The organism is Vibrio sp. SG41-7 (assembly GCF_014164465.1).
GTDB lineage: Bacteria > Pseudomonadota > Gammaproteobacteria > Enterobacterales > Vibrionaceae > Vibrio > Vibrio splendidus.
In genome coordinates this window covers 18,041-29,369 of sequence record NZ_JACJFF010000066.1, presented here as the reverse complement: position 1 = coordinate 29,369, position 11,329 = coordinate 18,041, and the positions used below count along the sequence as shown (strand labels likewise).

At 43.2% G+C, this 11,329-nt stretch carries 10 protein-coding genes; 5 read left to right on the top strand and 5 right to left on the bottom strand.

Annotated elements, in window-relative coordinates; translation table 11 throughout:
• Positions 1–171: 171 nt before the first annotated feature.
• A complete protein-coding gene (gene cspD, locus H5300_RS16950; protein ID WP_004736548.1) occupies positions 172–393 on the bottom strand; it encodes a cold shock domain-containing protein CspD in 222 nt (73 codons plus the stop codon).
• Positions 394–979: 586 nt separating this feature from the next.
• Between cspD and clpS the strand changes: the two genes are divergently transcribed.
• Together clpS and clpA are read left to right on the top strand one after the other, a co-directional pair.
• The gene (gene clpS, locus H5300_RS16945; protein ID WP_182796484.1) at positions 980–1,300 is read left to right on the top strand and encodes an ATP-dependent Clp protease adapter ClpS; all 321 of its coding nucleotides are present in this window, start codon (positions 980–982) and stop codon (positions 1,298–1,300) included.
• A gap of 39 nt (positions 1,301–1,339) precedes the next feature.
• Positions 1,340–3,613: an ATP-dependent Clp protease ATP-binding subunit ClpA gene (gene clpA, locus H5300_RS16940; RefSeq protein ID WP_004736550.1), complete on the top strand. Its 2,274-nt coding sequence runs from the start codon at positions 1,340–1,342 to the stop codon at positions 3,611–3,613.
• A gap of 388 nt (positions 3,614–4,001) precedes the next feature.
• On the opposite strand, the gene infA is transcribed toward clpA, so the two are convergent.
• The 3 genes from infA to aat all read right to left on the bottom strand — a co-directional run bounded on the left by infA (position 4,002) and on the right by aat (position 5,710).
• Positions 4,002–4,220, bottom strand: coding sequence for a translation initiation factor IF-1 (gene infA, locus H5300_RS16935; protein ID WP_001040192.1), 219 nt, complete (start codon positions 4,218–4,220; stop codon positions 4,002–4,004).
• Between the two features lie 81 nt (positions 4,221–4,301).
• Complete coding sequence (locus tag H5300_RS16930; protein ID WP_004736551.1) at positions 4,302–5,000, bottom strand: arginyltransferase; 699 nt, start codon at positions 4,998–5,000, stop codon at positions 4,302–4,304.
• Positions 4,997–5,710, bottom strand: a complete 714-nt coding sequence (gene aat / locus H5300_RS16925; RefSeq protein WP_017093426.1) for a leucyl/phenylalanyl-tRNA--protein transferase — start codon at positions 5,708–5,710, stop codon at positions 4,997–4,999. The genes H5300_RS16930 and aat overlap by 4 nt, the downstream gene beginning before the upstream one ends.
• A 53-nt stretch (positions 5,711–5,763) precedes the next feature.
• On the opposite strand from aat, the gene H5300_RS16920 reads away from it, so the two are divergent.
• Together H5300_RS16920 and aroA are read left to right on the top strand one after the other, a co-directional pair.
• The gene (locus H5300_RS16920; protein ID WP_004736438.1) at positions 5,764–6,219 is read left to right on the top strand and encodes a glycine zipper 2TM domain-containing protein; all 456 of its coding nucleotides are present in this window, start codon (positions 5,764–5,766) and stop codon (positions 6,217–6,219) included.
• 162 nt (positions 6,220–6,381) lie between these two features.
• Positions 6,382–7,662 carry a 3-phosphoshikimate 1-carboxyvinyltransferase gene (aroA, locus tag H5300_RS16915; RefSeq protein WP_017078162.1) on the top strand — a complete coding sequence of 427 codons (1,281 nt, stop codon included), beginning with the start codon at positions 6,382–6,384 and terminating at the stop codon, positions 7,660–7,662.
• Positions 7,663–7,724: 62 nt separating this feature from the next.
• Here aroA and H5300_RS16910 read toward each other — a convergent pair whose 3' ends face one another.
• Positions 7,725–7,970: a YciN family protein gene (locus tag H5300_RS16910; RefSeq protein WP_004736440.1), complete on the bottom strand. Its 246-nt coding sequence runs from the start codon at positions 7,968–7,970 to the stop codon at positions 7,725–7,727.
• A gap of 439 nt (positions 7,971–8,409) precedes the next feature.
• Here H5300_RS16910 and topA point away from each other — a divergent pair, with 439 nt between their 5' ends.
• Positions 8,410–11,040: a type I DNA topoisomerase gene (gene topA / locus H5300_RS16905; RefSeq protein WP_004736442.1), complete on the top strand. Its 2,631-nt coding sequence runs from the start codon at positions 8,410–8,412 to the stop codon at positions 11,038–11,040.
• The last annotated feature ends 289 nt before the right edge of the window (positions 11,041–11,329 follow it).

Below are 11,329 nucleotides of genomic sequence, written 5' to 3'. Positions count from 1 at the left end.
GGGGGCAAACATCCTCGAGCGAATCGTATTGTGAGCAACGTTATAGCTTCTAGATCGAAAAACCGCTCATTTAATCCGGTATTAGGGGTATCAAATGAGCGGTTTCAATATTCTGCTTACCTGTCAGCCGTTAATTAGGACTGATGGAGGTCAACATGATTTGGCCATCGCCTATTTAGCGGCGCTGCCTTCTACAGGAACAACAGAGCTAGCGTGCGAGCCTTTAGGTCCACTTTCTACTTCATAGTCGACCTGCTGACCTGCCTTTAAGGTTCGATAACCTTCCATCTGTATTGTGGAGTAGTGCGCGAAAATATCGCCGTCTTCACCTTCTGGACAAATAAAGCCAAACCCTTTGGCATTGTTAAACCATTTTACTGTACCTGTAGCCATGCTATACATCCCTCATGCATTTTGTTACTAACGTTGTTATATCAATTGTTGTAAGTGCGATTGATATCATTCCTACCAACTAAAGAATTTCAGCTGATAGCTTGAATCTCATACATTGCTTACGGAAATTAACGCTACCCTGCGTAATTATTCCTTATTGTTCATTCTTAACGCGTATTACTCGCTTTTAAATCTTGTTATAAAGTTGTATCAGAAAAACCTTTTAGCTCCAATGTAGCTAATGATTGAGCGCAGTCAATAGTAAATTGGTATAAAAGTGATCAATTTTAATAACAAATCACATTCGAGATTAACTGCAAACTATTAACTAAATAGTAACTTAGCGGTAATCTTATCGTTAGCATCAATAGTTATGGTGTCTTTTTAATCAATCACATATGTTAATCCTGTTAATAGAGATCTTTTATTTGCAGCGATGGAAATGGTGGATTAGGCTCAGTATAGAGGAATATTTTTTGGTACTGTTTCTCGGTGCAGTTTCTTAGTACACCGTAATGCGTGAATGTGGTAAATTTGAATGACGTAACACTCACGACTTCCGAAAAATAACTCTTAGCAAAGCGATATGAGCAGAAACTTTGAATGGGCATCTCCAGGCTCAGATTTACTGGGGAAAGAAGAGACAAAAGTAAAGCCACCGGCGATGTATAACGTTGTATTGAATAACGATGACTACACGCCTATGGACTTTGTAATCGAGATCCTAGAGCGATTCTTCTCACTAGATATCGAACAAGCAACGGAAGTGATGCTCAAGGTTCATTATGAAGGTAAAGCTATATGCGGCACATACAGTGCTGAAATAGCGGAAACAAAGGTAGCGCAAGTAAAGATGTACTCAAAGGAAAATGAGCATCCGCTACTATGTACAATGGAGCAAGTATAAATTGCTCGAACAACACTGTTGTTCCCTTAGGAGGTACTTATGCTAAATAAAGAATTAGAGACGAGTTTAAATGGTGCATTTGCTCGTGCGCGAGACAAGCGACATGAATTCATGACTGTCGAACACCTCCTACTAGCATTATTAGAAAATGATGCGGCCAAGGAAGCGCTCCAAGCTTGTCAGGCTGATCTCGATGCTCTTCGCAATGAGCTCGATATTTTTATCGATCAAACAACCCCACTTATCCCAGAAAGTGACGAGACTCGTGAGACTCAGCCTACGTTGAGCTTCCAACGAGTACTTCAACGCGCTGTTTTTCATGTTCAGTCTTCAGGTCGTAGCGAAGTTACAGGTGCAAATGTACTTGTGGCTATTTTCAGTGAGCAAGAATCTCATGCGGCATATTTACTCAAGAAAAACGACATTAGCCGCTTAGATATCGTTAACTTTATTTCTCATGGCATTACCAAAGCCAGTAACGAAGGTGATAGTTCATCACCGTCTGATTCATTTGGTGGTGCAGAGAATGCAGAAGAAGCTAACTCTGAAGATCGTTTAGAAAATTTTGCAACTAACCTTAACGAAGTAGCGAAACAAGGGAATATTGACCCGCTTATCGGGCGTGATAAAGAGCTTGAGCGTACGGTTCAAGTTCTATGTCGTCGTCGTAAAAACAACCCTTTGTTAGTGGGTGAAGCGGGGGTAGGTAAGACCGCAATCGCTGAAGGTCTTGCATGGCGTATTGTTGAAGGTCAAGTACCTGAAATCATTCAGAGTAGTGTGATTTATTCTTTAGATATTGGTTCACTTCTAGCTGGGACCAAATACCGTGGTGACTTTGAGAAACGTTTTAAAGCGATTCTTAAGCAACTAGAGAAAGAAGAAGACGCAATCCTATTCATTGATGAGATCCACACCATTATTGGTGCAGGTGCAGCATCGGGTGGTCAGGTTGATGCGGCAAACTTAATTAAGCCACTACTAAGCAGCGGTAAATTACGTTGCATCGGCTCAACGACATACCAAGAGTACAGCAGCATTTTTGAGAAGGAGCGTGCTTTAGCTCGTCGCTTCCAGAAAATTGATATTATTGAACCATCGTTAGATGACACAACTAAGATTCTTATCGGTTTGAAGCCAAAATACGAAGCTCACCACGAAGTGCGTTACACCAACAAAGCGTTGCGTGCCGCTGTGGAGCTGTCAGCTAAATACATTAATGAACGTCACCTTCCAGATAAGGCTATTGACGTGATTGATGAAGCCGGCGCTCGTAGTCGTTTGGCACCAGCAAGCCGTCGTAAGAAAACGGTAAGCGTGGCTGATATTGAGTCAATGGTTGCGAAAATGGCTCGTATTCCTGAGAAGTCAGTATCATCTTCAGACAAAGATACGTTACAGAAACTGGATGACCGCATGAAAATGTTGGTATTCGGACAAGACCCAGCGATCGATGTATTGAGCGAAGCGATTAAGCTGACTCGTGCAGGATTGGGTGCAGACAATAAACCTGTTGGTTCATTCCTATTCGCTGGTCCTACTGGTGTAGGTAAAACAGAGGTGACTGTACAGCTGTCTAAGTTGATGGGTATTGAACTGTTGCGCTTTGACATGTCTGAGTACGGTGAGCGTCACTCTGTGAGCCGTTTGATCGGTGCTCCTCCTGGTTATGTTGGTTATGACCAAGGTGGTCTGCTCACTGATGCTGTAATCAAGAATCCACACTCTGTTGTGTTACTTGATGAGATAGAGAAGGCTCACCCAGATATCTTTAACTTGCTACTACAGGTGATGGACAACGGCACACTAACTGACAACAACGGTCGTAAAGCGGATTTCCGTAACGTGATCCTTGTGATGACGACCAATGCTGGTGTTGCTGAAACTGAGAAGAAATCGATCGGTTTGATCCAACAAGATCATGCGCCAGACGCGATGGGTGAAATCAAAAAGGTATTTACACCTGAGTTCCGTAACCGTCTTGATAATGTCATTTGGTTCAACAGCCTTGATCCAAGTGTGATTAACCAAGTTGTCGACAAGTTCATTGTTGAGCTTCAGGTTCAACTGGACGCTCGAGGCGTGTCTTTAGAAGTTTCTGAGGATGCTCGTCATTGGTTAGCTGAAAGAGGTTATGACAAGACTATGGGTGCGCGTCCTATGGGACGAGTGATTCAAGAGAAGCTTAAAAAGCCTCTTGCTAATGAGTTGCTGTTTGGTAGTTTGGTTGACGGCGGTACGGTTAAAGTATCCCTGATTAAAGACGATCTAGATTTCATCTATGTTGGTGCTAAAGAAGAGGTTATGCATTAAACCTATTTCTTAACTGCTTAAGCTGTTGCTGACTGCTTATTGAGAGCTCGGTACAGCTAATCACGATAATAAACGCATGACTTCGGTTGTGCGTTTTTTTAGTTATAGAGTAGCTGAAACAAAGAGAAAGCTGTGGATTGGGGCTGAGGCACTGTTTGACCATAAACCGTTTATGCTGGCTAACTTACGCATATACAAACAGCGATTGGTGACACTGTTATTGGTGACACAGTTATTAGGGAAAAGTGTATTGCAGGGGAATGTTACGAGAGACTGAAGGTATTGTTGGGGCTCTTGGAGAGCTAACCAGGTGTTTCTTTAGTATTTGTTTGGTCGATAAAAAACGGAGCATCAAGCTCCGCTTCTTATCGTATTCGGTAATTTAAAATTAACGAGCACGGAAGACGATGCGGCCTTTAGAAAGGTCGTATGGAGTCATCTCAACAGTTACTTTATCACCAGTAAGAATACGGATGTAGTTTTTACGCATTTTACCAGAGATGTGTGCTGTCACTACGTGACCGTTTTCAAGCTCAACACGGAACATCGTGTTTGGTAGAGTATCAAGGACCGTGCCTTGCATCTCGATTACGTCTTCTTTAGCCATCTAATCCTCTTTCGAAATTTGGCGGTTTTCAACGGCTTGATTGTGCCGTTAAAATCAAAATATGTAAAGTTGTCGCGTATTCTACCCTTGCCACCGCTGATTTACTAGCCTTTGATGACGTTGAAATCGTACTTTATAGTTCATCGCAGGACATTCATCGATTTGATAACCCAAATATAACCACTGTTTCTGTTCTTTCTGGGCGTGCTGGATTTGAAACAGAACACCTAGTGTTCCCATAGAGATGTCGATATCAGGATCGAAGAAGGTATAAAATGCGCTTGTGCAGTGAGACATCACATCAGTGACGGCGATGCCGACTAACTGGCTATCATCATAGATGTGCATGAACTTTGTGGCAAGCCATTCATTTTTAGAGAATTGTAGAAACTCTTCTTTTTTTGGGGGATACATGGTTCCGGAACGGTGACGAGCGGTTATATAGCGACTATATAAGTCAAACCAGTTGTCATCCATCTCGTCTTTCAATTCCCAACGTAGTGATTTGGCTTTGTTGAGGATTCGTCGTTGGCTTTTGGAAAACTTGACCTCGGGAATCGAGAGGCGAATAGCTTGGCACGCGGAGCAATTATCGCAATGTGGCTTATAAATGGTCGCTCCACTGCGGCGAAATCCGTTGGCGAGCAGAACTTCATAATTATCTGAAGTATGCATGTGTTCATCAAGCGTGACCGCCACTCTTTCTTGAAGATGTGGCAGGTAACTGCAAGCATGGTTATCGGTCAATCCAATTCTGATTTGTTGTAAATCTGAACTCATGAAGGCGTTCCCTCTAGCCATTGTGATTTAAAACATCCATCGCTAAGTTGATTTTCTTTAAGTATTTTCAAAGCACTAAGGAACTCATCTCTTTCTACTTCGATAGCGCCCAAGGATTCCAAATGAGGGTTCATGACTTGGCAATCGATGAGCTTTCCTCCGAATCGTGTAAAGTGTTCACAAAAGTACCACAGTGCAATTTTAGAGGCATTGGTCTTCAGACTAAACATCGATTCACCACAAAAGATTTGGCCTCTTTGTAAACCGTAAAGTCCGCCGATAAGCTCGTCGCCTTGCCAAACCTCAACGGAGTGGCAGAAGCCTAATGAAGAAAGTTCGCGGTACGCTGACTGCATGTCACCGTTTAGCCAAGTTTCTTCTTCGGGCCTTAGCGAGGAGCAGTAGCCAATCACTTTGTCTGTCGCTTGGTTGATGCTGACACGGTAATTATGCTTTCTTTGAAACTTTTTAAGACTTTTTGACGGTTCGAATGTCTTAGGATTAAATACCGCTCGTGGTGCTGGGCTCCACCAAAGTATAGGCTCCCCTGGGCCGTACCATGGAAATATACCTTGGCTATAAGCGTTTAAAATTCGCATGGGTGACAAATCACCACCGAAGGCGAGCAGACCGTTAGGTTCATCAAGCGCGTCGAAAGGCGAAGGAAACTCTATACTAGTAGTATCAAGTTCGGTTAGGTATATAGTCATAAGTACCGCGTTACAGATTAATCACTGACCAAGAGGTCTTTAGGAGTTTTACCATGAAAAAGTTGCTTTGGATTTTACTTGTTTTGCCCATGTTGGCAAATGCAGCTTACAACAGAAACCAAGCTCGACCAGTCAATGAGGTCGTTTATGGTGAGATTGACACAGTCAGATACATTACCCAACAAGAGATCGTAGAGTCGAAAGCGAATGGTTGGGAAACCTTGTTAGGTGCGGCTATTGGTGGCTTGATAGGTAATCAATTTGGTGGCGGTACCGGCAAAGAAGTCGCAACGGCCGTCGGTGCTGTGGCGGGCGCCGGGATTGCTCGCAATCGAGGTAACACACAATACAAAGTGGAATATAAGCTCGTCGAGTTATTGGTCAAAACTAAAGATGACAAGTTGGTTAACATCATTCAAGACGTCGATAACTCGATGTTGTTTAACCGAGGTGATGATGTGCGAATTCTCTATTTTTCAGATGGCGTTCGAGTTGATCTCGTGTACTAGTATGCAAATGTGTTTAGTTGGCTAATTAATCGCCTTTATCGAGGGGATTAGCTCTGGAGTTCATTGGAAAAGTTCGTTAGTCTGCAAGTACGAAGAATTATTCATCACCCGAAAATAAATACGCGCCAGTGACTTCGGGTGGTACAAGGACTATAAGATTTAATGGAAAGCCTTACGTTACAACCAATTCAAAAAGTGAGCGGGGAAGTTAACTTACCTGGCTCAAAAAGTGTTTCCAACCGTGCGCTTCTTTTGGCAGCACTTTCAACGGGAACCACGCGCCTAACAAACTTACTAGACAGTGATGATATTCGCCATATGCTGAATGCTTTGACGCAATTAGGTGTTGATTATCAGCTGTCTGCAGATAAAACCGTCTGTGAAGTGACGGGTGTGGGTGGTGCATTCTCAAGTGACAAAGCCCTAGAGCTTTTCTTAGGCAATGCGGGTACGGCGATGCGCCCGCTGGCTGCTGCACTTTGTTTGGGTCGTGGTGAATATGTTCTGACTGGCGAGCCTCGCATGAAAGAGCGACCAATCGGTCACTTAGTGACTGCACTGCAAGAAGCCGGCGCCGACGTTGAATACCTAGAAAACGAAAATTACCCACCATTGAAGATCACGGGTACTGGCCTTAAAAGCGGTACGGTTTCAATCGATGGTTCTATCTCTAGCCAATTTTTGACGGCATTTTTGATGGCTGCGCCTTTAGCTGAAGGTGAGGTAACAATCAAAATTGAGGGTGAATTGGTTTCTAAACCTTACATCGATATCACGCTACACATTATGAAACAATTTGGTGTGGATGTGATCAACAACGATTACCAAGAGTTCGTAATTCCGACTGGGCAATCTTACTCAGCTCCGGGTGATTTCTTGGTTGAGGGTGATGCATCATCTGCGTCATACTTCCTTGCTGCCGCAGCGATTAAAGGGGGTGAGATTAAAGTAACGGGTATTGGTAAAAACAGTATCCAAGGTGATATCCAATTCGCTGATGCGCTTGAAAAAATGGGTGCTGAAATTGAATGGGGTGACGACTACGTTATCTCTCGTTGTGGTGAGCTGAAAGGCATTGATATGGATTACAACCATATCCCAGACGCAGCGATGACTATCGCAACGACAGCTTTGTTTGCTAAAGGTACAACGGCAATCCGTAATGTTTACAACTGGCGTGTGAAAGAGACCGACCGCTTAGCGGCGATGGCGACAGAGCTTCGTAAAGTTGGCGCAGAGGTCGAAGAGGGTGAAGATTACATCATCGTTAACCCTGTTGCTCAACTGACACATGCGGCGATCGATACCTATGATGATCACCGTATGGCGATGTGTTTCTCGTTGGTGGCGTTGAGTGATACACCTGTGACAATTAATGATCCAGGTTGTACTTCAAAGACTTTCCCTGACTACTTCGACAAGCTGAAAATGCTGAGTCAATAAAAATGCTAAGCATATAACGGTCCAGGAAGTAAAAAAGCTTGCCTAAATGGCAAGCTTTTTCGTTATTGCTGAAGCGTAAATTCTTTTGAAAGATGGTGCGCTAAGTATTTAAACATGTTAAATACTGCGGTTGTATTCTCTGTCGGCATTCCATTGCTGTCTAAGAAGTATTCACCTTTGAAGATGAGGACATCGTCTTTTTCTACTACGCTGTTTGCGCGCATGCCTTCAATGTAGTCATCATGTGATTGGATAATTTGGTTTGCGATAAGCAGTAAATCAAATTCTGCTATTACTTTCTTTGTCATGAGTTTATCTCTGATAACCGAATATAACGTTGATTTTATGGTGTCGAACTAGAAATTCAATGATTTCACAACCGATTAAGAGAGTCTTTTCAAACATCCACAATTTATTTTGTGATTTACGGCAAAAATAATTGAATGGGGCTCGCGTTAGATTCGCGGGCAAGCTTAGTATGAGCCCGTTTAGACGTAATGCCTGATGAATAGGCTCTTGCAAGTATTCTTAGTGAGTACTTTATAGCTTCTTTATATTGTGCCCCTTTTCTCTATGAGTCGTCGAATTGTCGAGCGATCAGATCCAATTTTGAAAAAAGCGGTTGATCTTCTAGTAATCTCGCACAATAGTAAAAAAAGAAGCAATGAATTTAGAATATCATGCGTAAAAGCCCACAAGCTAAATTGTTGGTGCTGAAGCATCGTGATTAAGGACGTTAGAGTCAATATGGGTAAATCGCTCGTTATAGTGGAGTCGCCAGCCAAGGCTAAAACTATCAATAAATATCTTGGCAAAGACTTTGTCGTTAAGTCGAGTGTAGGTCACGTACGTGATTTACCAACGGCGGGTCAAAGTACTGGTCAAAAGGCTGCTGCAGTTTCAACCAAGGGTATGAGCCCAGAAGATAAAGCTCGTATCAAGAAAGAAAAAGATCGCAAAGCTCTCATTAAAAAGATGGGTATCAACCCATATCAAGAGTGGGAAGCGAACTACCAAATTTTACCTGGTAAAGAAAAAGTCGTTGCTGAATTGCAAAAACTGGCTGAGAACGCAGACCATGTTTATCTCGCAACCGATTTGGACCGCGAAGGAGAAGCTATCGCATGGCACCTTCGTGAGATCATCGGTGGCGATGAAACGCGATACAAGCGAGTGGTGTTTAACGAAATCACTAAAAATGCTATTCAACAAGCTTTTGAAACTCCAGGTGAGCTAAACATTGATGGCGTAAACGCACAACAAGCACGACGTTTTATGGACCGTGTTGTTGGCTTTATGGTGTCACCACTGCTTTGGAAGAAAGTAGCACGAGGCCTATCCGCTGGCCGTGTTCAATCAGTCGCTGTAAAACTACTGGTTGAGCGCGAGCGCGAGATCAACGCTTTTATCCCCGAAGAGTTCTGGGATGTGCATGCTGATACCAAAACAGCAGAGAAAACAGATTTCAGACTGCAAGTCGCTCAGAAAGACGGTGTTGCGTTTAAACCTGATAATGAAGCGCAAACACAAGCTGCAGTTAGCGTTTTAGAAAAAGCTCAATACGAAGTATGTAAACGTGAAGACCGCCCAACTAAGAGTAAGCCGTCTGCACCTTACATCACGTCTACGCTGCAACAAGCGGCGAGTACGCGTCTTGGTTACGGCGTGAAGAAAACCATGATGTTGGCTCAACGTTTGTATGAAGCGGGTTACATCACTTATATGCGTACTGACTCAACCAACTTGAGTTCAGAAGCTGTTGAAGCCGCTCGTGAATACATTGGTTCTGAGTACGGCGAGCAATATCTTCCACCTAAAGCTCTTGTATACGGCAGCAAAGAGGGCGCTCAAGAGGCCCACGAAGCGATTCGTCCTTCAAGTGTAGATGTTAAGTCGGAAGACCTAAACGGCGTAGACGCAGACGCACACAAGCTATATTCACTGATTTGGAATCAATTCGTTGCTTGTCAAATGACACCTGCGCAATACGATTCAACGACAGTAAGCGTTAAAGCGGATGAGTACACGTTAAAAGCGAAAGGTCGTATTCTTAAGTTTGACGGTTGGACTCGCGTTCAACGTCCAATGGGCAAAAATGAAGATACTATTCTTCCTGCTGTACAGGTTGGTGAAAAGTTAGACTTAATCGCACTCGACCCTAAACAGCACTTCACTAAGCCACCAGCACGTTTCACTGAAGCTGCGCTAGTTAAAGAGCTTGAGAAGCGCGGTATTGGTCGTCCTTCAACTTACGCATCAATCATCTCGACGATTCAAGATCGCGGTTATGTAAAAGTTGAACAGCGCCGTTTCTATGCTGAGAAGATGGGTGAAATTGTTACTGACCGCCTAGATGGCAGTTTCAATGATCTAATGAACTATGACTTTACTGCTCGTATGGAGCAGAAGTTAGACCAAATTGCAGAAGGCGAAGCAAGCTGGAAAGGCGTGCTAGATAACTTCTTCGAAGACTTTACTGGCGATTTGGAAAAAGCGGATTTAGACGAAGACGCTGGTGGCATGAAGCCAAATCATATCGTAGAAACCGATATTGAGTGTCCAACTTGTAGCCGTAAAATGGGTATTCGTACGGCTTCGACCGGCGTATTCCTAGGTTGTTCTGGTTATGCACTTCCACCAAAAGAGCGTTGTAAGACAACAATCAACCTTGGTGATGAAGAAGGTATTATCAACGTTCTTGAAGAAGACGTTGAAACAGCAGCACTTCGAGCGAAAAAGCGTTGTCCTATTTGTGAAACGGCAATGGATGCTTATCTGATTGATGATAAGCGTAAGATGCACGTGTGTGGTAACAACCCTAACTGTGAAGGTTATGTGGTTGAACATGGCGAATTCAAAGTCAAAGGCTACGATGGTCCACTTGTTGAGTGTGACAAATGTGGTTCTGACATGGTTCTGAAGAACGGTCGTTTCGGTAAATACATGGACTGTACGAGTGAAGATTGTAAGAACACTCGTAAGATTCTGAGAAATGGCGAAGTAGCGCCACCTAAAGAAGACCCAGTGCATTTTCCTGAACTTCCATGTGAAAACTCAGATGCGTACTTCGTACTTCGTGACGGTGCTTCTGGTCTATTTATGGCAGCGAGCAACTTTCCTAAATCACGTGAAACACGTGCGCCATTAGTGGAAGAGCTGGTGCGTTTTAAAGACCGTATATCACCTAAATTCCAATATCTGACATCAGCACCAGTTGCTGATCCTGATGGCAAGCCGACAGTCGTTCGTTTTAGTCGTAAGACAAAAGAGAACTACGTTCGTACTGAAGCGGATGGTAAACCATCTGGTTGGACTGCTTTGTACATCGATGGTAAGTGGGAAGTTACGGATAAACGTAAAAAGCCTAAAGAGAAGTAACTGAACGTTATTTGAAGAAAAAACAGCCATTAGGCTGTTTTTTTTTGACCAAAATACGACTAATTATGCAACTGGTTGATCTGGTGTGTCGATTGCGAGAATTTATTAAATTCACAGGGCGAAATAAATGGAGGTGATTAATTATATCTTCTTATACAACTTTAACGAGAATGTAACTTAATTCAAATATTGTAACTCAAAGATCAGTGTTTAGTTGTATACCTGATGTGTGACGGGTGTTAATGTAATGTTTCGCCCGAACGGTGTAGTGTGAGCTGCTTTAAGTCTT

What these genes read in the sequence shown, in the direction of transcription:
- cspD (WP_004736548.1), bottom strand. Translation starts at nt 393, where the DNA reads ATGGCTACAGGTACAGTAAAATGGTTTAACAATGCCAAAGGGTTTGGC.
- clpS (WP_182796484.1), top strand. Translation starts at nt 980, where the DNA reads ATGAGCAGAAACTTTGAATGGGCATCTCCAGGCTCAGATTTACTGGGG.
- clpA (WP_004736550.1), top strand. Translation starts at nt 1,340, where the DNA reads ATGCTAAATAAAGAATTAGAGACGAGTTTAAATGGTGCATTTGCTCGT.
- infA (WP_001040192.1), bottom strand. Translation starts at nt 4,220, where the DNA reads ATGGCTAAAGAAGACGTAATCGAGATGCAAGGCACGGTCCTTGATACT.
- H5300_RS16930 (WP_004736551.1), bottom strand. Translation starts at nt 5,000, where the DNA reads ATGAGTTCAGATTTACAACAAATCAGAATTGGATTGACCGATAACCAT.
- aat (WP_017093426.1), bottom strand. Translation starts at nt 5,710, where the DNA reads ATGACTATATACCTAACCGAACTTGATACTACTAGTATAGAGTTTCCT.
- H5300_RS16920 (WP_004736438.1), top strand. Translation starts at nt 5,764, where the DNA reads ATGAAAAAGTTGCTTTGGATTTTACTTGTTTTGCCCATGTTGGCAAAT.
- aroA (WP_017078162.1), top strand. Translation starts at nt 6,382, where the DNA reads ATGGAAAGCCTTACGTTACAACCAATTCAAAAAGTGAGCGGGGAAGTT.
- H5300_RS16910 (WP_004736440.1), bottom strand. Translation starts at nt 7,970, where the DNA reads ATGACAAAGAAAGTAATAGCAGAATTTGATTTACTGCTTATCGCAAAC.
- topA (WP_004736442.1), top strand. Translation starts at nt 8,410, where the DNA reads ATGGGTAAATCGCTCGTTATAGTGGAGTCGCCAGCCAAGGCTAAAACT.